The following is a 22,758-nucleotide window of genomic DNA, read 5'->3' as shown; positions in this document are numbered from 1 at the left end:
CCCCGAGCGGCGCAGATGGCGCGGCGGGGTTGTTTGGCATGTGGCCTTTGCTGGGTTGTGGCTTCATCATTCCCTTCCAAACCAATAGCCCATGTCCTCCACTATTTATATCGTCTTAGCCGCCGTGCTGTCCCTTGTGGTCGGCATCGTGGTGGGGCGCCTGCTGGCCGGTAAGGCCAACCAGGGCCACGAAGCCGAAGCCAAAGCCCGTGCTCAACAACTGCTGGCCGATGCCGAGCAGCAAGCCACCCGCACCCGCGACGAGCGGATTCAGCAGTCGAAAGACAAGTTTCGCACCCTCAAGCAAGAGTGGGAGCAGGAAAGCCGCCGCCAGAAGCAGGCTTTAGAACAGGAGCTAACCGACCGCCGCGCAACCGTAGTAGAGCAAGAGCAGGCCATCAAGAAGCTCACCGATACCACCCAGCGCCAGCTAGAGCAGATTCAGCGCAAGGAAACCGAGCTGGATGCCACCCGGGAGCGGATAGAAGCCCAAAGCCAAGCCCAGCGCGAAAAGCTGGAAGCCCAGGAAGAAAAACGCCGCGCTACCTTGGAAACCCAGCTGGCCAAGCTCCAGCAGCGCGAAGAAGAAGTGGAAACCGAACTGGAAGAAACCCGCCACCATCTCAACGAGCAGCTCCAGCAAGTACAAGCCAAGCTGGAAACCATTTCCGGCCTGACAGCTGCCGAAGCCCGCGAACAGCTGGTGGAATCGTTGAAGAATGAGGCTCAGATTCAGGCTTCTTCTTATATCAAAGACGTAGTGGCGCAAGCCAAGCTCTCGGCTACCAAAGACGCCAAGAAAGTGGTGCTGGAAACCATTCAGCGCACCGCCGCTGAGCATGCCATCGAAAACTGCGTGTCGGTATTCAACATTGAATCCGACGACGTGAAAGGCAAGATTATCGGCCGGGAAGGCCGCAACATCCGGGCGCTGGAAGCCGCTACCGGGGTAGAAATCATCGTGGACGATACGCCCGAGGCCATTATCATTTCCGGCTTCGACCCGGTGCGCCGTGAGGTGGCCCGGTTGAGCTTGCACTTGTTGGTGAAAGACGGCCGGATTCACCCGGCCCGCATCGAGGAAATTGTGGCCAAAACCCGCAAGAACATCGACGAGGAAATCGTGGAAATCGGGGAGAAAACCATCATCGACCTGGGTATCCACGGTCTGCATCCCGAGCTGATTAAGATGGTGGGCCGGATGCGTTTCCGCTCCAGCTACGGCCAGAACCTGCTGCAACACTCGCGCGAGGTAGCCAACCTCTGCGCCACCATGGCCGCCGAGCTGGGCCTGAACGTGAAGCACGCCAAGCGCGCCGGCCTGCTCCACGACATCGGGAAAGTAAGCACCGAGGAGCCCGAGCTGCCCCACGCCATCCTGGGCATGGAACTGGCCAAGAAGTACAAAGAGCACCCCGACGTGGTAAACGCCATCGGCGCCCACCACGACGAGATGGAAATGACGGCCATGATTTCGCCGCTCGTGCAGGCCTGCGACGCCATTTCCGGCTCGCGCCCCGGTGCCCGCCGCGAGATGATGGAAAGCTACATCAAGCGCCTCAAGCAACTCGAAGAAACCGCCGTGAGCTTCGACGGCGTACTTCAGTGCTACGCCATCCAGGCCGGCCGCGAACTGCGCGTAATGGTCAACGCCGACAACGTATCCGACGAGCGGGCCCAGGAGCTGAGCTATGAAATCTCGCAGAAAATTGAGAAGGAAATGCAGTATCCCGGCCAGATCAAGATTACGGTAATCCGCGAAATGCGGGCTGTGGCCTACGCCAAGTAAGTTTCACAATCTGTTTATTAAGAAGGCCGCCGCAACATATGTTGCGGCGGCCTTTTTTAATTATTTGTTCAATTTATTAAAGCCAATGCCATCTATCCTTATCGTGTATTTGGGCTAGCTCATCATCTATATCACACCAGCCATCACCGTTATATTTATTTTGAAAAAGAAGTGTATGTGTATCGGTTTGTAGCTCAACCCCTGCATATTCTCCTTGTTGGATTACAAATCCTGTTCCTTGAATTTCCAATGAATTGTATCGAGCAAGTCTGATATGCTTTATACTCTCTCCAATAAATAAATTCAACTCATCTTGCTTATTGATATCGTTTAGAATACACTCGTTGAATTCTAAGCCATAATCATCAGCTATTTGTTTGTAATTACTGATTTTCAGATCTATCGAGCGGTTGTTTGCTATTGAAATAATGAATTTTTCTGTAATGCCATTAATCGTGAAAATTATAGCGTATGGCGAATAGTAATAATAATCAATTTCTGAATCGAGGCGATGAATTTTTAAAATTTCTCGCCCTACTAAATTGTTAAATTCATTCATGGTATCTGTGTTATGCGTCTATTTTATAAACAGTACTATTGCCGCTTTAACCAAATGCTTTACCCGAGTTTTCTGCGTACTCGATACGCGTAATAAGTAGGTGAAGCGGCAAAATACGGTATTCGCTCTCTACCGCTGCCGCACCAACTCCAGATACTTCGCGTCGCACTGCTCGAAGCGCGTGTATGGATTCATGGAATTGCCAGTATTCTGGATGACCAGCATGCTGTCTTGCCAAACGGCTTCCACGTCATCTGCTGGATCAGCACCTTTGAGGCCGACGAAGGTGAAATAGGTAGTGGAGTCCTGATGCTGTACCTGCACTTGGCCGTGGTTTGTGCCAGCGGTGTAATTATAGCCGCCGGCTTGCTTTCTGATAGTGATGGACAAGCCGCACACTGCTGTGTCTTGCACCGTGTAGATGCCTGCGTAGGTGGGGTGGACGGGTGTGGCCTTTACGAACGAACGGTCTGCTGCTGCCGGTATGGAGGCTGGGGGCGTAGTGGACGTGGCAGCTTTTTGTTTGCAGGATGATAGTGTTGCAACTAAGCAGGCAAGAGCTACAGAATACACCTTCGAGCGTCTGGCTTTCATTATAGGGAGTAGCAGGGAAGTCTAGCTGAAGCTGCTTGCTGAAACTGTTTCCAGCGCTGGTCTTGTGGCTTCCAGCCAGGCCGTGGGCACACCATTATGGTTGAAAACGCCGACGTGGTGCAAACCAGCCTTGGCCAGCACTGCCCGAGAGGCTAGGTTTTGCATGTCGGCCATGGCGTACAACGTGGGCAGGCGCAGCACTCGGAAACCATAAGCTACCGAGGCTTGGGCGGCTTCGGTGGCAAAACCCTGGCCCCAATAGCGGCGGATGAACCGGTAGCCGACATCATAGAAATCGACGTGGTGGTTGATGGGCTCCCGGACAAGCTTGAGGCCGGCCCATCCAATAAACTCGTTGCTCGCTTTCTTAATAACTGCCCAGCGCCCAATGCCGTTATGCAGATACTGCTGCCGGATAAAGGCTATCATCTCCTGGCTTTGCTCAATGGACAGCACCGGCTTATTGCCCAGGTAGCGGTGCACTTCTGGGTCGGAATCCAGCTCGAACATGCCTTGCGCATCAGTAGGCAGGAATTCACGAAACACCAGCCGCTCGGTTTCCACAACTATCTTCATGAACTGCGGGCTTAGGTGAACTTGCAACCGTCCGAAAGTAGCGGTTCGTTAGGAACTACACGGTAAAAAGCCCGCTATGTGGCAAGGCATAGTGGGCTTTTGAGGTGGTCGAAACCACTGAGCTACTCCTAAACCATTACTCCGGCTTCTTCAACTTCGCAAACACATTGTTCAGGCCCTCGGCCCAACTCGGGTGGGCAATTATCATGTTCTGGAGCTGCTGATATTTCAGCTTGCCCATCATAGCCAATTGAAACATGGTCATGATTTCGCCGCCTTCGGCGCAGAGCACGGTGGCACCCAGAATCCGGTCCTGGGCATCCACCAGCACCTTCCAGAAGCCGCCGGTGCGGCCGGTTTCGCGGGCGCGGCCTATCGTGCTGACGGGCATAGTCGCCACGCGGTACGCAATGCCTTCTTGCTGCGCCTGGCTTTCGTTGAGGCCAATGCGGCCCAGTTGGGGCTCGGTGTACACGCAGTAGGGTAGGGGGCGCTGCTTAGCCGAGCGGCGCTTACCTCGCGTGAGCAGATTGTCGCGGATTACGCGGTAATCGTCGTAGCTGATGTGGGTGAACTGGGGGCCGCCGTGCACGTCGCCGAGGGCGTACACGCCCCGCACGTTGGTTTCGAGTTGGGCATTCACTTCGATGAAGTTTTTCTCATCGAGCTTAATACCCGCCTGTTCGAGGCCGAGCGTATCGGTGTTGGGGGTGCGGCCGGTGGCTACCAGCAAGTGCGTGCCGCGGATGCGCCGCTCGCCCTGCTTGGTGCTGGCCGTGAGCGTGAAGATGCCCTCCGCGTTGCGCGAAACCAGCCGTACTTCAGCATTCAGCACGATTTCCACGCCTTCCTTAGTCAGGATTTCGCTGAGCGACTCGCATACATCGTCATCTTCGCGCTCCAGCAGCTGCTTGCCCGACTCGATGATGGTAACCTCGCTGCCAAAGCGCCGGAACATCTGGCTGAACTCCAGGCCAATGTAGCCGCCACCCAGAATGACAAGGTGCTTAGGTAGTTCTTTAAGATCAAGCAGCTGCGTGGTAGTGAGGTAGGGTAGGCCTTCCAGTCCTTCAATTTCCGGGATGGCGGCGCGGGTACCCGTGTTGATGAAAATGCGTTTGGCGGTGAGCTCCTGCACCGGCCCTTTGGCGGGCGTAAACAACACGTTGCGCGGCCCCGTGAAGGTGGCGTGGCCTTCCAGCACCGTAATGCCTTCGTGCTCCTGGGTGAGGTTGCTCCGCACCCCCTCGCGCATGGCGCCAATGATTTCGTCTTTGCGCGCGACAACCGCGGCCATATCCACTTTGGGTTCGGTGCCCTGCACGCCGTAATCGGAGGCGGTGCGGAGCTGGTGGGCCCGTTCGGCGGAGGCCAGCATGGATTTCACGGGGGAGCAGCCGTAGTTGATGCAAGAGCCGCCCAGTAGGTTTTCCTCGATAAGTGCTACCCGTTGGCCGGCATCGGCAAGAGCAGTGGCAAGCGGGTTTCCGGCTTGGCCGGAGCCAATAATAAGAGCGTCGTAGGAAGTATTGGGCATAAAGCGCGAAGTTTGAACAATGGGAAGCTGCCTCGGTGGCCGCTGCCTTTCAATCAGTACGCAACCCTTGAGCCCGTGGCCACACAACGGCACGAGGTTTCTTGCGTTTGGCTCTTGAATTTTCTGTTTCTGCCCGCCCTCTATGTTTTGTTTGCTTCGTGCGTCCGTTTTGTTGAGCTTACTTTTGTTGGCTAGCTGTTCCTCGCTGTATTTCCCGCCGCCGCCGCAAGTGCCTTTGCTCACTCAAAAAGGGGAGTGGAGTGCCGGGGTGCATACCAATTTCAGCCAAAACACCGCGTTGCAGGGCGCCTATGCCGTGGGTGAACATATTGGGGTAATGGGCTCGGCCTCGTTTCTGCATTCCAATAAGAAAGAAAGCTTTTTTGGCAGCAAAGCCGAGCGCGAATCCGTGGACCACGATTTTGTGGAGGGCGGCGTAGGCTATTTCACCCGCCTGCGCAAAGACCGGCGCGTGCTGGAAGTGTATGGCGGATTAGGCGTAGGCAGCACCAAGCGCACCCGCTTCAACCAGGAAACCAACGTAGCCCCCGAAACGGCAGAAGGCACGCTGCACAAGTATTTCGTGCAGGTAAACTACACCTCCAAAGAAGAGAAAAGCTTCCACGTATTCGGGCGCGACTGGCCGTTCAACTACGGTACCGCCTTGCGGGCCAGCTTTATGCAACTCAACAACTTTAAAGTGAACGGCCTCGACCACGCCCCCGAAGACAACCTGTTTCTGGAGCCTATTACCTACACTCGCATTCAGGTGGTAGGCCCGCTCCAGCTCCAGTTTATCAGCGGCAGCAATTTCGGCTTGCGCACCCGCAAGTTTTTGAAGGCCTCCAATTCAGTGTTTCAACTGGGCATTGTGGTGAACGTGGGCGGGCAGGAAGGACGAAAGTAGCCGCAGCTAATGCAGTATAAGAAAATCAGATTCGCTGACAGGAAATAAGGTTTGGTGGGGCAACAGATGGTTTTTTCAAGCTGGAAACCCGCTTTCTAAAAGTCCAATAGAACAACTTTCTGAGTTGGTGAGCGGAGAAACGCCGGCTTATTTGGCCTCTGTCAATTCCGCATTGAAGTGGCGGCCCAACCGCGCGCCTGCAACCTTTATATTCAGTGTGGTATCAAGTATTTACCTATGGCTATACGTTTACTTATCAGCACCTGTATTCTCTGCACTGTCACGGGTTGTGCCGTGTATGTACCAACCGTGCCCAGCACGCCGCTACTGCGCAATAAGGGCGAAGTGGAAGCTACGGCAGCAATTCGCAGTTTTTCCAGCTTTGAAGCTGGCGCCGCTTGGTCGCCGGCAGGGCGACTGTTGCTAGCTGCTGAAGGAGCCACCCAGTCGAGCCAAGGCAGTGAAACCCGCAACAACGTAACCACCAACTACCGCAACACGCACCGTCAAGTTGGGCTGGGCGTGGGTACGTATCGGTTGCTCGGTCCAGATCAATCGGTGTACTTGGGGGCGCTGGGTGGTATGGGCTATGCCAAAGCCAGAGTCTATGACAACAATATTGAAAGCTTCTACCTCGTCATTCCGTTGTTCGGGCCGCTCGTAGAATATAAGGCCAACTACTTGCGCTACTACGGCCAACTGTACGTGGCCAAGCAGCGGGAACGGGTCAGTTATGGGTTTTCTGTGCGAGGGACAGTGGTGAGCTACACCCATCTTTTGCGCGACAATACTTCCATCCAACCAGTCAACCGGTTTTTTCTGGAGCCTACGGGCTTTGTGCGGGTTGGGCAGGGGCCCATTCAAGGCATGGCAACCATCGGCCTATCCTTGCCCGGCCGCTCCGACCGCCAGAACCCCGACCGGCCGCAATTGGCTCCATCCAGTTCTTTAATTAGCCTGGGGGTAGTAGTGCGGCCTCATTTGTTGCGTCAGCCTCAAGGAAGTGTGGTGCCGAATTAAGCTGTATGGGCAATAAAAAAACCCCGACGCGCGTCGGGGCTTTTTTATTTGTTGAGTAGGCGAAGCTTACTTGCCGCCCAATACGCGCAGCATTGTGTCGCCGATTTCGGCGGGGGAATCCACTACGTGGATGCCACACTCACGCATGATGGCCATTTTCGCTGCGGCTGTGTCGTCGGCGCCGCCTACGATGGCACCGGCGTGGCCCATGCGGCGGCCGGGAGGGGCCGTCTGGCCAGCAATGAAGCCAACTACAGGCTTTTTGTTGCCGGTTTCTTTGATCCAGCGAGCTGCTTCAGCTTCCATACCGCCGCCGATTTCGCCAATCATCACGATGCCTTCCGTTTCGGGGTCGTTCATGAGCAGTTCCACGGCTTCTTTGGTGGTAGTGCCAATGATTGGGTCGCCGCCGATGCCGATGGCCGTGGTCTGGCCCAGGCCGGCTTTGGTGAGCTGGTCAACGGCTTCGTAAGTCAGCGTGCCCGACTTGGACACGATACCGATTTTGCCTTTCGTGAAGATGAAGCCGGGCATAATGCCCACTTTGCACTCGCCGGCCGTCATCACGCCGGGGCAGTTCGGGCCCACCATGCGCAAGCCTTCACGGCCTTTCAGGTACTCTTTCACCGCAATCATGTCCTTGGTTGGAATGCCTTCGGTAATAGTGATAATCACCTTAATACCTGCGTCGGCGGCTTCCATGATGGCGTCGGCGGCAAAAGCTGGCGGCACGAAGATGATGCTGGTGTCGGCGCCGGCCTGCTCTACGGCCTCGGCTACGGTGTTGAACACGGGGCGGTCGAGGTGGCTGGTGCCGCCTTTGCCGGGCGTAACGCCGCCCACCACGTTGGTGCCGTACTCAATCATCTGCTGGGCATGGAACGAGCCTTCGGAGCCGGTGAAGCCCTGCACAATCACTTTGGAATCCTTGTTGACCAGAACACTCATGTAAAGAGGGGTTATAGGTAGGTTGCGGTTGCAGATGAAAAATACTGGCCGCTGCAAGCAGCGGGTGCGCAAAAGTAGGCTTTTTTAAGGCCGCAACAAGGCACTTGTTGTCAATCCGACACAGGATGGATTCAGGCCGCGGTTCCAAGCAAATATCACCGGACCGGGTGGCTCCCATCGGAAATCCGTACCTTTGCCGCCCCCTCTCTCAACAACAATTCCCCCTCACATGTACCTGAATAACATAGTCGAGGCCATTGGCAACACGCCGCTGGTCCGGCTCAACAAGGTCACGGACGGTATCAAAGGTACCGTACTGGCCAAAGTGGAATACCTCAACCCTGGCAATTCGGTGAAAGACCGGATGGCCCTGAAAATGATTGATGACGCTGAAAAGGCAGGTATTCTCAAGCCTGGCGGCACTATCATTGAAGGCACTTCCGGCAACACCGGTATGGGCCTGGCCCTGGGGGCTATTGCCCGCGGCTACAAATGCATCTTCGTGATGAGCGACAAGCAAAGCAAAGAAAAGCAGGACATTCTGCGGGCTGTGGGTGCCGAGGTGGTTATCTGCCCCGTAGACGTGGAGCCCGAAGACCCGCGCTCCTACTACTCGGTAGCGCGCCGCCTGACCGCCGAAACGCCCAACTCGTTCTACCCCAATCAGTACGACAACCTCTCGAACACGGCGGCCCACTACGAAAGCACCGGCCCCGAAATCTGGAAGCAAACCGAGGGTGCCATCACGCACCTAGCGTGTGGCGTGGGCACTGGCGGCACTATCTGCGGTACGGCTAAGTACCTGAAAGAGCAAAATGCTTCCGTCAAAACGGTGGGCATTGATACCTACGGTTCGGTATTCAAGAAATACAAGGAAACGGGTGAGTTCGACAAAAACGAAATCTACCCTTATAAGACCGAAGGCATTGGAGAAGACATTTTGCCTAAAAATGTTAACTTCGACCTCATTGACTTATTCATCAAAGTAACCGATCAGGACGGTGCCCTCATGACGCGCCGTTTAGCCAAAGAGGAGGGGCTGTTTGTGGGCTGGTCGTGCGGCTCGGCAGTTTTCGGGGCGTTGGAATACGCCCGTGAGCACCTCCAGGAAGGCGATACGATGGTAGTGATTCTGCCCGACCACGGCACGCGCTACCTCGGTAAAATCTACAACGACGATTGGATGCGCGCACAAGGTTGGCTATAACATTTGTCGCTCCTAATTTGTCTGCTTTGCGCTGCTACCTTATCACCGAAAACAAGCTCCCTGTCTTATGTCAAAGAAATTGCGCAGTATAGTGCTGGTTGATGATAACGAAACCACTAGTTTCCTAAACAACCGCCTGCTCAGTCGCCTGGATGTAGCCGACAAGGTGCACACGTTTCGGAAAGCCGAGCAAGCATTTCAGTTTCTGTGGGGCGACGACAGCGACGTGGCCGATTCGAGTGCCACGCCCGCGCTGGTCTTCGTCGATTTGAAGATGCCTGGTATGGATGGCTTCGAGTTCCTGAAGCTCTATGACGCGTTGCCCGACCAGTCGAAGGCGAAAACGGTAATGGCGGTGCTTACTACCTCCATGCACGCCGCCGATACGGCCCGCGTGGCCCAGTACCCGAACGTGGAGTATCTGGCCAAGCCGCTGACGGAGGAAAAAATGGATAAGCTGCTGAAAAAGCGTTTCTAAACAGAAGGAGCAAGAAGCCAGGAGCCAGGAGGTGGAAGAATAGGTTATTCTATTCTTCCACCTCCTGGCTCCTGGCTTCTTGCATTACACCACTGCCTCCACAAAACGGAAGGCCTCGCCATCAAATAAGCCTTTGTCGCTCAGCTTCAGGCTAGGAATAACCAGTAGCGCCATAAACGAAAGCGTCATGAACGGCGCACCCAGCGGGGAGCCAAGCTGCCGCGACAGTGCATCAATAGCGGCGTAGGCTTCGGCCACCCGGTAGCCATCCTGCTCCGACATTAGGCCGGCTACGGGTAGCGGCAGCACTAGTTCTTCGCCATTGGCACCTACGGCGGCCAAGCCACCGCGTGCTTCCATCACCAAGTTTACGGCGCGGGCCAGGCTCTCATCGTCGCAGCCTACGGCGGTGATGTTGTGTGAGTCGTGGCCGACGCTGCTGGCCAAGGCTCCGTGTTTCAGCCCGAAGCCTTTGATGAACGCCACAGCCGGCGGGGCGGCGCGGTAGCGGTTTACTACTGTGAGCTTGAGTACGTCCTGCGCTATATCGGGTACCACCAAGTTGTTTTCCAGGCGGGCTGGTAAGTCGTGGCCGGCCGTGATAAGCTGCCCATCGAAGCACTCGATGACTCTAATGGTTGACTGTTGATTGGTGGGTGATTGATTTTTGTTTGAAATGGGAAGTTGAAAATCCTGGGCGCTGACGGTGTGCGCATGGAAGTTGTTGACCACCCGGCCTGGCACCGGCGCAATCAGCGTAGCCCCATTTTCGGCTACCAGCTCGCCGTTTAGGTAAGTCTGGCGCACCTGAAAATCGGTCAGGTTGTCTACCACAATAAAGTCGGCTGGGTCGCCTATGCGCAGTAAACCTACGGGCAGGCCATAATGCTCTACGGGGTTGCGGCAGGCGACGCGCAGCACTTTCAGCACATCCTGGCCGCGCGCCACGGCGCGCTGGACCAGTTGGTTGATATGGCCGAGTACGAGTGTATCGGGGTGCTTGTCATCGGAGCAGAACATCAGGTGCTCGTAGTGCTCAGGCAGCAAGTCAATCAGAGCCTCGAAGTTGCGGGCCGCCGAGCCTTCCCGAATCAGAATTTTCATGCCGACAGCCAGCTTGTCGAGCGCCTCTTCGGCGGTGAAGCACTCATGGTCGGTGCTGATACCGGCTTCGGCGTAGCGCTGGGCATCGGCACCGCGCAGGCCGGGCGCGTGCCCATCTACGGGGCGGCCGTACTGCTGCGCCAGCCGGATTTTTTCCATCACCTGCGCGTCGCGGTTGAGCACGCCGGGCCAGTTCATCATTTCGGCCAGATACCCGATTTCCGGGTTCTGAAATAATTGCTCGATGTCGGCGGCGGTTATTTCGGCCCCAGCTGTTTCAAACGGCGTGGCCGGTACGCACGACGGCGCCCCGAAGCAGAACTTGAACGGCACCTGCCGCCCACTTTCCAGCATGAATTCCACGCCCGCCACGCCCAGCACGTTCCCAATTTCGTGCGGGTCCGATACGGTAGCTACCGTGCCGTGCACCACGGCCAGCCGGGAAAACTCGGCGGGTATCAGCAAGGAGCTTTCAATGTGCACGTGGGCATCAACAAAGCCGGGCAGTGCGTAGGGTAGGCGCGGGTCGGGGGCGGTAGCTCCCGTGGGCTCAATGGCTTGGATGCGGCCTTCGGCTACGCGTAGTACAGCGGGCGTTATCGTGTTGGCAAACAAGTCGATAACGTTGGCTGTGAAATTGAAAGTAGTGGGCATACAGGGAAATGCAAACGGTGATGGACTAGCCGCTCTACGGGGATGAACGGGTAAAGAACTGTATATTTGAGGAAAACCTGCCCCAGTGAAAAAGATAACAACGCTCCTGCTAACCGCTCTTTTCCTGAGTTCTGGGCTCGTGGCTACCAGTTGCGCCAGCCGTACCCCGCAGCAAAAGAAAACCCGCTCGTTCAAGCGCCACCATAAGCCCGGCGACCGGATGCCTTGTCCCACGCACGACTGCTAGCTTCCGTGCTTGTGTCTGGCGGCGCGGCGCCCGAAAGGTTGCCGCCGGTGAATAGATACTTAATCAACTAGCAGCTTCTACTCTGTGTCTGATACCAACCCATTGGCTGCCCTGCGGGCGGCGGCCGAAGCCGTACGCCAGCAACTGCACGCCACCGCGTTTGATGCCGCCGCCGTGCAGCAACTCGCCAGCTTCATTGAAGCCCAGCGTAGCACATTGCCTGCCGCCGAGAAGCAAGGCGTAATTACGGCGCTAGGGTGCTTTTTGGGAGAATGCCTGGTGCAAACCTATAACGGTACCTGGGCTCAAGGGCCCGACGGCACTACCGGGGTGGGCATCAACCACACCAGCTTCTTCAATCCTTTCTTTCGGGTAGCCGAGCAGTTTGAGAAAGGTAATACCGAATCGGTGGTTGATTTTTTTACTTCGGTCCCCATTCGCTTGGCAAACCCGAGTCGTAGACAGTGGATTTCGTGAAATTCGCCTAAAAAAGTAGGGGGTAAGCTCCTTGTTCAGTAGATTAGGATAACCTAGGGGTCTGTATGCAGGGGGCTACCGGCGTTTTAGGCTATATTTTAACTGCTGTACCCATGCGCCATTTGCAAGAAGCGGCCGAAGCCGTACGACAAAACCTCAACCTGACGCAATTCGACGAAGCTGCGGTGCGTCAACTGGCTGAGTTTATTGAGAATGAACGCCCTAATGTGCCGGCCGATAACCGGGCCGCGGTGGTAAATGCACTCGGTTGTTTTTTAGGCGAGTGTATCATCCGTAGCTTTGGGGGCTGGTGGCGGACTGATACCCGTGGCACGGCGGGGGTACAAATCGGGCAAAACCTGTTTCTGCATCCTCATTTCTTTATCGAACAACAGTTTAAGCGGGGAATAGCGGAGTCGGTAGCAGAGTTTTTTGTTTCCTTACCCACTCGGCTGCTGAACCCGCCTCCACCGCGTAGAACTTGGATTCCGGTGCCGGTACCGGTTGTCCGCCGACCGATGTAACTATGAGAAAAATCGTCATTGCCATCGACGGCTACTCCTCGTGCGGCAAAAGCACCACGGCCAAGGCTGTGGCCGCCGAACTGGGCTACGCCTACATCGACACTGGAGCTATGTACCGCGCCGTAACGCTGTATTTGCTCGAACACGATATCCGCTTTGACGATTTGCCGCGCATCGAGCAGGCCCTGCACGAGATGCACATTTCCTTTAAGCGCAACCGCAAAACGGGGCGCAACGAACTGTGCCTGGATGGGCACATTCGGGAAGATGAAATCCGGCAGATGCGCATCTCCAACCTAGTAAGTGAAGTGTCGAGCGTGCCGGCGGTGCGCCATGCTATGGTGGCGCAGCAGCAGCGCATGGGCCGCAAGCGGGGTATTGTGATGGATGGCCGGGATATTGGCACCACCGTTTTTCCGGATGCCGAGGTGAAAATATTTATGACGGCCGACGTGCAAACCCGCGCCGAGCGGCGCCAAGTGGAGCTGGCTGCAAAAGGGGAAGAAGTGGCGGTGGAAGACATTGTGGAAAACCTGCGCAAGCGCGACCATCTGGACTCTACCCGCACTGAGAGCCCCTTACGCCGCGCCGCCGATGCCGTGATGCTGGATACCACGCACATGATGATTGACGAGCAAGTGGATTTCGTGCTGGAGCGGGTGTCGGCCATGCTATTTGCCCTGGCTGCCGACGGCGGAAATGAACGGAACGGCAACGAAGTGGTTGTATAGGATAAGTGCTTGGTGCCTATTGCTTCATATATAGGCATCAACCTTGCAGTACAGTAATACCACACTCTTACCACGCACTACACACCACGCAGGCACCACGCAACTAAAAGCCATGAACGTCATTATCGACAAAAATTCTGGGTATTGCTTTGGGGTTGAATTCGCCATTCAGATGGCCGAAGACGAGCTAGCACATCAGGAAACCCTGTACTGCCTGGGCGATATTGTGCACAACCGCATGGAAGTGGAACGCCTGTACGAACAAGGCCTGCGCATCATCGACCGGGAGCAGCTCGAGCAACTGCACGACTGCAAAGTGCTGATTCGGGCCCACGGCGAACCACCGGAAACCTATCAGCTGGCGTTGCGCAATAATATTGAACTGATTGATGCCTCATGCCCGGTGGTGCTCAAGCTCCAAAACCGGGTGAAGCACGCCTTTGATACCAGCCAGCGCCAAAACGGGCAGATTGTTATCTATGGGCAGCCGGGCCACGCCGAAGTAGCAGGCCTCACTGGCCAAACCGGCAACCGCGCCCTCATTGTAATGACCGAAGCCGACCTCGACCAAATCGATTTTGCTCGGCCCGTTACACTGTTCAGCCAAACCACGAAAAGCACTGCGGGCTTCTATCATATGAAGGCCGTAATCGAGGAGCGCATTCAAGCGGCCGGCGGCTCTCTGGATTCGTTTGATGCCAACGACAGTATCTGCCGGCAGGTAAGCAACCGGGAGCCTGCATTGGCCCGCTTCGCCACGGAGCACGACGTAGTAGTGTTTGTGAGCGGCCGCAAAAGCTCCAATGGGAAGGCGCTGTTTTCGGTGGTCAATAAAACCAACCCGCGCAGCTATTTCGTGGAAAACGAGCAGGAAATTGATGAGGAATGGTTTCACGGAGCCGACTCGGTAGGCATTTGCGGCGCTACCAGCACGCCCATGTGGCTGATGCAGCGCGTGAAAGACCGGATTGAGCAGGTGCCAGAAACGGTGTAGCGGCTCATCAGCAAAAGTGAAAAGCCCCCGACGAAGTTATTCGCCGAGGGCTTTTTGTTGAGCGTGCCGCAGAAAAAGGAGGGAAGCAAGGATAACTTGGGCGTTTCCGGGCAATAGCAGCGGAGCGTTTGCGCGGGTGTTACCTTCGCCTTATGCGCAGATTACTTAACTATTTCCTCAACGGCTTTCTTGTTGTCGCGCCCATTGGCCTGACGGGGTACATCTTGTACGCTGTCTTCTGTTGGCTTGACGATTTGTTCAACATCAAGGGTGTGCCGGGGCTGGGGCTGCTGGTAGCGGTGCTGGTCGTGACGGGCATCGGCTTCGTGGCGAAGTCGTTTATGGTGCGGCCGTTTCTGGTTATTGCCGAGCGAATTTTGCACCGCACACCGCTGGTCAGCATCATCTATTCCAGCCTTAAAGACCTGTTCGATGCCTTTGTGGGCGACAACCAGAAGTTCAACCGCCCGGTGCTGGCCCGCCTCAACGCGCACGACGAGGTGTATAAAATGGGCTTCGTAACACAAGATGCCATGTTGGCTATTGGGCGTGAGGAACTGCTGGCGGTGTATTTTCCGCACTCCTACAATTTCTCGGGTGAACTGGTATTGGTGCCTGCCGCTAACGTCACGTACTTGGAACTGCCGAGCAGCGAGGTTATGAAGTTCATTGTATCGGGCGGCGTTTCGCGGCTGGTGTAATAGTGAGCTAGTGAGGTGGTAAAACGGTGAGTGTATAGCTCATTGTGGTGCACGTACGCGCCAATAGCACGTAAAACTCACCGTTTCACCACCTCATTAGCTCACCCTATGCCTACCAAACTACACTACCGCGCCTATGGCTCCGGGCCGCGCGTGATTCTGGCGTTTCATGGCTATGGGCAGGGCGAGGGGCACTGGCGCAGCCTAATTGCTGAGCTAGGTAGTGAAGTGACGGTGTATGCTTTCGACCTGTTCTACCACGGCCAGAGCCGGCTGGCCAAAGCAGATGCGCCGCTTACCAAAAGCCGTTTAGGTGAACTGCTGCGGGAATTTTTAGCGCAGCACAACATCGAAAGTTTCAGCCTACTAGCCTTTAGCATGGGCGCGAAGTTTGCCCTAACAGCTGTGGAGCATTTTCCGGAACAGGTGCGGGCCCTGTGGTTGATTGCGCCCGATGGATTACAGCGGCAGTTCTGGTATTCGCTGGCTACCTACCCGCCGTGGATGCGCGGCGTGCTGGGCCGGGCGGTGCTGCGGCCGCAACGGTTGTTACAGTTCCTAGGCACGCTAGAACAGCGCCGGCTGGTGCCAGCCAATTTGGTGCGTTTTGCCGAATGGCAACTCGAAAGCCGCGAGAAGCGGCTACGAGTGTACCGCAGTTGGGTAGGCTTTCGGCAACTCACGTTTAGTTTGCGGCAGTTGGCGGGGCTCCTGAACCGGCGCTCTACGCCCGTCACGTTTTTCCTCGGCCGCCACGACCAGGTAATTCCGCACGCCGGGCTCCAGCGGTTTATCGGTCTGCTGCAAGGCGCCGAAACCATTCTGCTGGAAGCCGGGCACGCCGGGCTGATTTACACCGTGGCCAATTATCTGCGCCGGCATCCGGAGCGGCGGTTGTAGCAGCTTAGTCGTGCGACGGAGTTGGGAGGCTGCGGAAGTATTTGTGGTCGATGGAGTACCGGCCGGGGCCTTTAATCAGGAAAAACAGCAGCAGCCCCAGCACCAGCAACGACACCCACAGTTCCCGGTTGCCGGCTTCTACGCCTTGTTGCGGGTTAACCACCAGCGCGGCACCCATCAGAATCGGAATCTGGCACAGCAGCGCCAAACGAGTCAGACAACCGCAGGCAATCATCAGGCCGCCCAACATGTGCACCACGCTAAAGAAAAAAGGCGCTTTGCTTAGCTCACCAATGGTTTGCTGCTGACTTAGCAAATAATACACGTCGCTGCTATTGTTGAGGAACGAAAAGCCTTTGACAAACAAGAACAGGCCCAGAACCACACGCAATGCATCCATCCAAACGGGGTTGCTGGCGCTGTTACGGTTGCGGCGGGCGGGTAGCGAGGGGTGGTTTACAGCTTCCATGGCAGTTTCTTTTTCTTGGGAATAAGTAAATTGAAAGTACTGGAAATCGATTGCATAAACAATCTTCTCACCGGCTCAGTGCCCTTGGTTAGTGTAATTCTTGCTCATAAAGCAGAACGCTAGCCTCGTCGAACACAACAAAAACCACTTCCTGAGGTAGTTCGTGCTGCTGTAGAAACGCCCGCACCTCGCGTACGGCAATAGCCGCTGCTTCCGCCTTCGGGTAACCATAAATCCCCGTGCTGATGCCCGGAAAAGCCACATTATGCATTTCGTTCTCGGCGGCTAACAGCAAACTGTTGCGGTAGCAATTGGCCAGCTTTTCTGGTTCTTGTCGGTTTCCACCGTTCCAAACTGGGCCTACCGTATGGATGACGTGCCGAGCGGGCAGGCGGCCTCCGGTGGTCATAACGGCTTCGCCGGTGCGCAGGCCTTTGCCGTAGTGGCCGGCCCGCAGCTTGCGGCAGGCTTCCAGTATGTCGGGGCCGCCGGCTCGGTGAATGGCCCCATCAACGCCCCCGCCCCCGAGCAAACTAGAGTTGGCGGCATTCACAATGGCATCGGTGTCGAGGTGGGTGATGTCGCCGCGGTAAAGTAGGATGCGGCCGAAGGAGTGAGCTTCGGCGCGCCAATGGGGAAGGGTAGGAAAAGGCATAACGAGTAGCTGATAAGCGGTTTTTATACGCATAAACGAAGTGCCAGGCTGCGCTTCGGAGCTGGTTCTTGCGGTTCTAGGTACCAGAATTGCTGCTTGGGAATGTTTGAATTGAGATAGGGCCGAAGAGGGAATAAGTTTGGTCATCAATCAACCCTAGCACCTTGATGTCATGGAAACTCCGAATCGTGACCCCCAACTCTGGCGCATGGCCAAAGACCGCGCTAAATTCAAGTCGCACTTATTCACGTACCTGGCCGTGAATGCGCTGCTGTGGGCTATCTGGGCTTTCACCAACGACTACACGGGGCATCACCGGCACACCCAGATTCCTTGGCCTATCTTCCCCATGCTGTTCTGGGGCTTCGGAGTGACTATCCAGGGGTTGAGAACCTATGGAGCGCTGAGCCAGCCCAACCTATCGGAGCGTGAGTATGAGCGGCTGCTGCGCCGCCAGCGCGAAGGCCGGATATGAGTTGAGAGTTGCCGGTTGATAGTTTGTTCTGCTAACCATCAACTGGCAACCGGCAACCGGCAACTCGCAACTCATAGCCGGCAACTTTCCAACCCGGCTGGTAGTTGTCAGGCCATGACCATGCGCCATTTGTTTCCTCTGTTGCTGCTGGCTCCGTTGGGCCTGATTTCTTCGGTGCCCACCCGGCCCGCTGCGGCTCCCGACGCCAACCTCAGCAACATCAAGCTGCCGGCTGGCTTTACCATCAGCTACTTTGCCCAAGGTGTAACCAGTGCCCGGGAGCTAGCCGTTGGGCCCGATGGCACCGTGTACGTGGGCACCAAGGACGACAAAGTGTACGCCCTGCCCGACCGCAACAAAGACGGCCGCGCCGATGAGGTAGTAACCGTAGCCACCGGCCTGAACGCGCCCAACGGCGTGGCCGTGCGCAACGGCGCGCTCTACGTAGCCGAAATCAACCGGGTGGTGCGCTACGACAACATTGCGGCCACTCTGCGCAAAAAGCCCAAGCCGGTAGTGGTGTACAACCAGCTGCCCAACAAAGACTGGCACGGCTACCGCTACATTGCCTTCGGGCCCGATGGCAAGCTGTACGTGCCGGTAGGTGCGCCCTGCAACTCCTGCCTGCCCGAAGAGCCCATCTACGGCACCATCAACCGCATGAACGCCAATGGCACCGGCCTGGAGGTATTTGCGCAAGGCGTGCGCAACACCGTGGGCTTCGACTGGAGCCCGCAGGACAAAGCCTTGTGGTTCACCGACAACGGCCGCGACATGCTCGGCGACAACCTGCCGCCTGACGAGCTAAACCGCGCCCCCAGCCCCGGCCTGCACTTCGGGTTCCCGTATTTCTTTGCCGGTGATGTGCCCGACCCCGAGTTTAGCAAGGGCCGCTCAGCTGATACCTACACCAAGCCAGCGCGCAAATTGGGGCCGCATGTGGCAGCGCTAGGAATGAAGTTCTACACCGGCAAACAGTTTCCGGCCGCTTACCGCAACCAAATTTTCATTCCGGAGCACGGCTCCTGGAACCGCAGCAGCAAGCTCGGCTACCGCATCATGCTGGTACGCCTCGATGCCAGTGGCAAACAGGCCCGCAGCTACGAAACCTTTGCTGAAGGGTGGCTGCAAGGCCAGAAACCCTGGGGCCGCCCCGTCTGCCTGCTGGTACTACCCGACGGCTCCCTACTGGTATCCGACGACCAAAACAACGTCGTGTACCGCATCAGCTACAAAGGGTAAGCGGTGAAACGGTGAGATAGTGGAATAGTAAGTTTGATATGGAAGTTGGTTTGTTGAGTTGCGCGAATCTGTGGCATTTGCGTTAGCTACCTTATCAAACCGTCAACCCCCCCATTTCACCATCTCACAATTTCACCGTTACTTGCCTTCCATGAAAAAGCAGCGCATGCCGAAGCGGACCGTGGGACGGTTGGAACTGGTTGACTTTCCGGACTTTCAGCTCTTGGGAGTGGAAGCCAAAGTGGACACCGGCGCCTACACTAGCGCCATTCATTGCTCCAATATTGAAGTGGTAGACGGCCCCGATGGTGAGCCGCGCCTGCGGGTGCTGCTCCTTGATCCTTCGCACCCGCACTTTGATGGTACGCTGATGGAATTCGCCAACTTTACGCTGCGCGACATCAAAAGCTCCAACGGCGACGTACAGGAGCGCTACGTCATTCGGGCCGTTCTGCGGCTTTTCGGCGAAGATTTTAACACCGAATTCTCTTTATCCGACCGTTCCGACATGAAATACCCCGTGCTGCTGGGCCGGCTGCTGCTGCGCCATGGCCGCTTTGTGGTGGATGTGGCACGGCGCAACTTATCCTACCGAACACAGGCAAATCAGTCGTTACAGCCGTAAAAGGCACCCTATCTTCGTGGCCGGTACCAGCCGAGCTATCAACCCTCTCTTTTCCTACCAATGAAACTGGCGATTCTGTCGCGTGAGCCCAAACTATATTCCACCAAGCGCCTCGTGGAAGCCGCCGAACTGCACGGCCACGAAGCCGTGGTAGTGGACCATTTGCATTGCAACCTGGTGCTCGAAAAAGGCAAGCCCGACATCATTTATGAAGGGCAGCGCCTCGTGGGCATTGATGCTATTATTCCGCGTATCGGGGCTTCCGTCACGTTCTATGGCTGCGCCGTGGTGCGGCAGTTCGAGATGATGAAGGTGCGTACCGCCGTGGAAAGCCAGGCCATTGTGCGTAGCCGCGACAAGCTCCGCTCCATGCAGATCTTGGCCCGCGCTGGCGTAGGCATGCCCAAAACGGCCTTCACCAACTACTCTGATGAGGTGCCCGAAATGATAGAGCAGGTGGGCGGCGCGCCGGTCATTATCAAGCTGCTCGAAGGCACCCAGGGCCTGGGCGTGGTGCTGGCCGAAAGTGCCAAAGCCGCCCAGTCCGTCATCGAAGCTTTTCACAATCTTAAGGCCCGCATTATCGTGCAGGAGTTTATTGCCGAAAGCAAAGGCGCCGACCTGCGGGCGTTTGTGGTGAACGGCGAAGTGGTAGGTGCTATGAAGCGGCAGGGCAAGGAAGGCGAATTCCGCTCGAACCTGCACCGGGGCGGCAGCGGCAAACTAGTCAAGCTGAGTCGCGCCGAAAAAGCGGCTGCGTTGCTGGCGGCCAAATCGTTGGGCTTGGGTATTGCGGGCGTGGATATGCTGCAAAGCAAGCGCGGCCCGCTGGTGCTGGAAGTGAATTCGTCGCCGGGCCTCGAAGGCATCGAAAAAGCCACTGGCCTTGATATTGCCGGCAAAATCATCGAATACACCGCCGAAATAGCTCAGAAAAAGAAAACCAAAGCCAAGTCTAAATCCACTGTGGGGGCACTGCCCGACAACCAGCCGGATATGCCCTTATAAAAAAGCTGTTAGCTACTAGCTGTTGGCTGGTAGCTGACGTTCATTGGAAAGCTATCAGTCAACAGACTAGTAGCCAACAGCAAAGCCTAACCTATTGACTCCAGCCACCCGTTCTGCCGCCGATATTTCCCTTAATGGTCTCACTATCAGGCCGGGCGAGAATGTGCAGACGCGGCTGGTAATTTCGCGGCTACCCTCGGGCACTGTTATCGATATTCCGGTGCACGTGTACCGCTCCACGGTGCCAGGGCCCACGGTGCTGCTGCTGGCTGGCATGCACGGCGACGAGGTGAACGGCATCGAAACCATCCGCCGCCTGATTCGGCGGGGGCTGCTGCAACCCCTCAAGGGCACCATTATTGCCATTCCCATCCTCAACATCTACGGCTTCCTGAACTTCAGCCGGGAGGTGCCCGATGGCAAAGACGTGAACCGCAGCTTCCCCGGCAACCCCCGTGGTTCGTTGGCCAGCCGCGTAGCGCACCGCTTCATGCGCGAAATCATGCCGCTCATCGACTACGGCATCGACTTTCATACGGGCGGCGCGGCCCGCTCCAATATGCCCCAAATCCGTTGCATCCTGCACGAAGACGAGGAAACCGACGGGCTAGCGGCGGCGTTTGGAGCGCCTTTCACGCTGCACGCCTCGTTGCGGCCTGGCTCTTTGCGGGAAGCTGCCATGCAGGAGGGCCGGCGCATTATCGTGTATGAAACCGGCGAGTCGTTGCGGCTCGATGAAACGGGGATTGAGCTGGCCATTGCCGGTACGTTTCGGGTGCTGCACCACCTGGGCATGGTGGCGCAAGCGGCGCCCTCGGAGCACGCGCAGGTGGTGTGCGTGCGCTCTACGTGGCTGCGGGCCCGGTATGCGGGGCTGTTTCGCAGCTTGGTGCAAAACGGAGCTTACCTGGAAAAAGGCCAGGTGTACGGCACCATTTCCGACCCCTACGGTGAAGCCTCAGTGCGGCTGGAGTCGCCGGTGACGGGCTACATCATCGGGCTCAACTACATGCCGGTAGTCAATCAAGGCGACGCGCTGGTGCACGTAGGCCGCACCGACGCTGCCCCCAGCCGCACCGACCTCGCCCCGCCATTCGAGGAAAAACCCACGCGCCCCCAGGAAGCAGAAGCCGACGACTCCGAACTATACGAAGACGAGCTACACTAAGCGGGTACTTCAAGCAAGGCCAGCATGGGGAAGTGCAGCTTTTTCATAGAGAATAGAGCAGGGAGACTAGGAAAATTAAAATTTAATATAATTAATATTATAATTAACCCAAGTTGCGGCTAGCCGCGTAGCGGCGAAAGGGTAGTAGCTCAGCGGGCCAAAGACAGGCCGCGCCGCGTAGCGGTGCCAGAGGCACACCACCTTCTGGCACCGCTACGCGGCGCACCGTTCTAACAGAATCCGGTAGCTACCAGCCTTTCGCCGCTACGCGGCTAGTCCGCAACTTGGGTTAATTAAGGTGTCGGGTATTCAGCAGCTCTACAATCCAACAGCCCTTTTTGCGTTTCTTTGGGCTGCCGATTTCGGCTTTGTGTTCTTTTCTCTATTTCTCGCATGAAAAATTCCTTTCAACTGGCGCTCAATGCCGTTCTGGTCATTGCGGTGGCCGTGTTGTTTTATCTGCACTTTGCCAACCAGCCTGCCAAGCCCGCCCGCAAGGCCGTGGCCGTGGTGAAAACCACCGATTCCACGGGCGCCGCAACCACCGCAACCACTGACGATACCGAGGTAACTGACGATACCAACGACCTGGCCGCCGTAGCCGACACCGACAAGGTGGCCTACGTGGAGTCCAGCAAGCTGCTCGATGGCTACAAAGGCATGCAGGATGCCCGCAAAACCTTTGAGGCCAAAGCCAAGCGCTGGGAAGCCGAAAACAAAACCATGGTACAGGGCTTCCAGAACGCCGTGCAGCAGTACCAGAAACAAGCCGAAAGCATGACCGCCGAGCAGCGCGCCGCCACCGAGCAGAAACTGGGCGCCCAGCAGCAACAGGTAGGGGCGGGCCAGCAGAAATTGCAGCAGCAGGCTCAGGAAGAAGAAGCCAAAATGACCCAGAACGTGCTGGAGCGCCTCAACAAGCAAATCGAAAAATACGGCAAAGCCAATGGCTACCGCCTGATTTTGATTGCGGCGCCCAGCGGTACCATTGCCTACGGCCGCAAAGACCTCGACATCACACCGCAAGTGCTGAAATACCTCAACTCCGAGTACAGCGCCAAGAAATAGCCGTAGTCCTTCCGGGCTGTTCCCAAATTGCCACCCGCTTTCCCATATTGGAAGAGCGGGTGGTTTTCTTTTTGCAGTAATATCGGCCCCGCAACTCGTAG

The 22,758-nt window shown here is 56.5% G+C and carries 25 protein-coding genes and 1 pseudogene; 18 read left to right on the top strand and 8 right to left on the bottom strand.

Annotated features, from left to right (window positions below; translation table 11 throughout):
• Positions 1-91: 91 nt before the first annotated feature.
• The gene (gene rny, locus J0X19_RS06400) at positions 92-1,789 is read left to right on the top strand and encodes a ribonuclease Y (protein WP_206982802.1); all 1,698 of its coding nucleotides are present in this window, start codon (positions 92-94) and stop codon (positions 1,787-1,789) included.
• 76 nt (positions 1,790-1,865) lie between these two features.
• Here rny and J0X19_RS06395 read toward each other — a convergent pair whose 3' ends face one another.
• From J0X19_RS06395 to J0X19_RS06380, 4 genes are all read right to left on the bottom strand, one after another.
• Positions 1,866-2,348: a hypothetical protein gene (locus J0X19_RS06395; RefSeq protein WP_206982794.1), complete on the bottom strand. Its 483-nt coding sequence runs from the start codon at positions 2,346-2,348 to the stop codon at positions 1,866-1,868.
• Between the two features lie 129 nt (positions 2,349-2,477).
• Complete coding sequence (locus J0X19_RS06390) at positions 2,478-2,738, bottom strand: hypothetical protein (protein ID WP_206982793.1); 261 nt, start codon at positions 2,736-2,738, stop codon at positions 2,478-2,480.
• Between the two features lie 225 nt (positions 2,739-2,963).
• Entirely contained in the window at positions 2,964-3,518 is a 555-nt protein-coding gene (locus tag J0X19_RS06385) for a GNAT family N-acetyltransferase (RefSeq protein WP_206982791.1), read from the bottom strand.
• A 136-nt stretch (positions 3,519-3,654) separates the two neighbouring features.
• Positions 3,655-5,055: a mercuric reductase gene (locus J0X19_RS06380; RefSeq protein WP_206982789.1), complete on the bottom strand. Its 1,401-nt coding sequence runs from the start codon at positions 5,053-5,055 to the stop codon at positions 3,655-3,657.
• Positions 5,056-5,290: 235 nt separating this feature from the next.
• Between J0X19_RS06380 and J0X19_RS06375 the strand changes: the two genes are divergently transcribed.
• Positions 5,291-5,962 (top strand): hypothetical protein, encoded by a 672-nt coding sequence (locus tag J0X19_RS06375; RefSeq protein ID WP_206982787.1) that lies wholly within the window; start codon positions 5,291-5,293, stop codon positions 5,960-5,962.
• Between the two features lie 237 nt (positions 5,963-6,199).
• Positions 6,200-6,982, top strand: coding sequence for a hypothetical protein (locus J0X19_RS06370; protein WP_206982779.1), 783 nt, complete (start codon positions 6,200-6,202; stop codon positions 6,980-6,982).
• Positions 6,983-7,048: 66 nt separating this feature from the next.
• On the opposite strand, the gene sucD is transcribed toward J0X19_RS06370, so the two are convergent.
• The gene (sucD, locus tag J0X19_RS06365; RefSeq protein ID WP_206982777.1) at positions 7,049-7,930 is read right to left on the bottom strand and encodes a succinate--CoA ligase subunit alpha; all 882 of its coding nucleotides are present in this window, start codon (positions 7,928-7,930) and stop codon (positions 7,049-7,051) included.
• A gap of 229 nt (positions 7,931-8,159) precedes the next feature.
• Here sucD and J0X19_RS06360 point away from each other — a divergent pair.
• Both J0X19_RS06360 and J0X19_RS06355 read left to right on the top strand, forming a co-directional pair.
• Positions 8,160-9,134, top strand: a pseudogene (locus tag J0X19_RS06360) (PLP-dependent cysteine synthase family protein); the annotation flags it as partial.
• 70 nt (positions 9,135-9,204) lie between these two features.
• Positions 9,205-9,615 (top strand): response regulator, encoded by a 411-nt coding sequence (locus J0X19_RS06355; RefSeq protein ID WP_206982773.1) that lies wholly within the window; start codon positions 9,205-9,207, stop codon positions 9,613-9,615.
• Positions 9,616-9,699: 84 nt separating this feature from the next.
• Here J0X19_RS06355 and ade read toward each other — a convergent pair whose 3' ends face one another.
• Positions 9,700-11,373, bottom strand: a complete 1,674-nt coding sequence (gene ade / locus J0X19_RS06350) for an adenine deaminase (protein WP_206982771.1) — start codon at positions 11,371-11,373, stop codon at positions 9,700-9,702.
• A gap of 85 nt (positions 11,374-11,458) precedes the next feature.
• On the opposite strand from ade, the gene J0X19_RS06345 reads away from it, so the two are divergent.
• From J0X19_RS06345 to J0X19_RS06315, 7 genes are all read left to right on the top strand, one after another.
• A complete protein-coding gene (locus tag J0X19_RS06345; protein ID WP_206982755.1) occupies positions 11,459-11,620 on the top strand; it encodes a hypothetical protein in 162 nt (53 codons plus the stop codon).
• Between the two features lie 84 nt (positions 11,621-11,704).
• A complete protein-coding gene (locus J0X19_RS06340; RefSeq protein WP_206982753.1) occupies positions 11,705-12,097 on the top strand; it encodes a hypothetical protein in 393 nt (130 codons plus the stop codon).
• Between the two features lie 65 nt (positions 12,098-12,162).
• A complete protein-coding gene (locus J0X19_RS06335) occupies positions 12,163-12,621 on the top strand; it encodes a hypothetical protein (RefSeq protein ID WP_206982751.1) in 459 nt (152 codons plus the stop codon).
• A 2-nt stretch (positions 12,622-12,623) separates the two neighbouring features.
• The gene (gene cmk / locus J0X19_RS06330; protein ID WP_206982749.1) at positions 12,624-13,352 is read left to right on the top strand and encodes a (d)CMP kinase; all 729 of its coding nucleotides are present in this window, start codon (positions 12,624-12,626) and stop codon (positions 13,350-13,352) included.
• A gap of 112 nt (positions 13,353-13,464) precedes the next feature.
• A complete protein-coding gene (locus tag J0X19_RS06325; protein WP_206982742.1) occupies positions 13,465-14,346 on the top strand; it encodes a 4-hydroxy-3-methylbut-2-enyl diphosphate reductase in 882 nt (293 codons plus the stop codon).
• 152 nt (positions 14,347-14,498) lie between these two features.
• Positions 14,499-15,047, top strand: a complete 549-nt coding sequence (locus J0X19_RS06320) for a DUF502 domain-containing protein (protein WP_206982740.1) — start codon at positions 14,499-14,501, stop codon at positions 15,045-15,047.
• 108 nt (positions 15,048-15,155) lie between these two features.
• The gene (locus J0X19_RS06315; RefSeq protein ID WP_206982738.1) at positions 15,156-15,947 is read left to right on the top strand and encodes an alpha/beta fold hydrolase; all 792 of its coding nucleotides are present in this window, start codon (positions 15,156-15,158) and stop codon (positions 15,945-15,947) included.
• Between the two features lie 4 nt (positions 15,948-15,951).
• Here the strand turns inward: J0X19_RS06315 and J0X19_RS06310 are convergent, their stop codons facing one another.
• Positions 15,952-16,416 carry a DoxX family protein gene (locus tag J0X19_RS06310; RefSeq protein ID WP_206982737.1) on the bottom strand — a complete coding sequence of 155 codons (465 nt, stop codon included), beginning with the start codon at positions 16,414-16,416 and terminating at the stop codon, positions 15,952-15,954.
• 88 nt (positions 16,417-16,504) lie between these two features.
• A complete protein-coding gene (locus J0X19_RS06305) occupies positions 16,505-17,071 on the bottom strand; it encodes an O-acetyl-ADP-ribose deacetylase (RefSeq protein WP_206982735.1) in 567 nt (188 codons plus the stop codon).
• 172 nt (positions 17,072-17,243) lie between these two features.
• Here J0X19_RS06305 and J0X19_RS06300 point away from each other — a divergent pair, with 172 nt between their 5' ends.
• The 6 genes from J0X19_RS06300 to J0X19_RS06275 all read left to right on the top strand — a co-directional run bounded on the left by J0X19_RS06300 (position 17,244) and on the right by J0X19_RS06275 (position 22,657).
• Complete coding sequence (locus J0X19_RS06300) at positions 17,244-17,546, top strand: 2TM domain-containing protein (protein WP_206982733.1); 303 nt, start codon at positions 17,244-17,246, stop codon at positions 17,544-17,546.
• Positions 17,547-17,666: 120 nt separating this feature from the next.
• Positions 17,667-18,788 (top strand): PQQ-dependent sugar dehydrogenase, encoded by a 1,122-nt coding sequence (locus J0X19_RS06295; protein ID WP_242582144.1) that lies wholly within the window; start codon positions 17,667-17,669, stop codon positions 18,786-18,788.
• 151 nt (positions 18,789-18,939) lie between these two features.
• Positions 18,940-19,413, top strand: a complete 474-nt coding sequence (locus J0X19_RS06290) for an ATP-dependent zinc protease family protein (protein ID WP_206982729.1) — start codon at positions 18,940-18,942, stop codon at positions 19,411-19,413.
• 60 nt (positions 19,414-19,473) lie between these two features.
• A complete protein-coding gene (gene rimK / locus J0X19_RS06285) occupies positions 19,474-20,421 on the top strand; it encodes a 30S ribosomal protein S6--L-glutamate ligase (protein WP_206982727.1) in 948 nt (315 codons plus the stop codon).
• A gap of 94 nt (positions 20,422-20,515) precedes the next feature.
• Entirely contained in the window at positions 20,516-21,589 is a 1,074-nt protein-coding gene (locus J0X19_RS06280; protein ID WP_242582141.1) for a succinylglutamate desuccinylase/aspartoacylase family protein, read from the top strand.
• A 393-nt stretch (positions 21,590-21,982) separates the two neighbouring features.
• Complete coding sequence (locus J0X19_RS06275) at positions 21,983-22,657, top strand: OmpH family outer membrane protein (RefSeq protein ID WP_206982725.1); 675 nt, start codon at positions 21,983-21,985, stop codon at positions 22,655-22,657.
• Positions 22,658-22,758 lie beyond the last annotated feature (101 nt).

It is taken from the genome of Hymenobacter telluris, from assembly GCF_017313265.1.
Classification (GTDB): domain Bacteria; phylum Bacteroidota; class Bacteroidia; order Cytophagales; family Hymenobacteraceae; genus Hymenobacter; species Hymenobacter telluris.
This window is presented reverse-complemented; position numbering and strand designations above follow the sequence as displayed.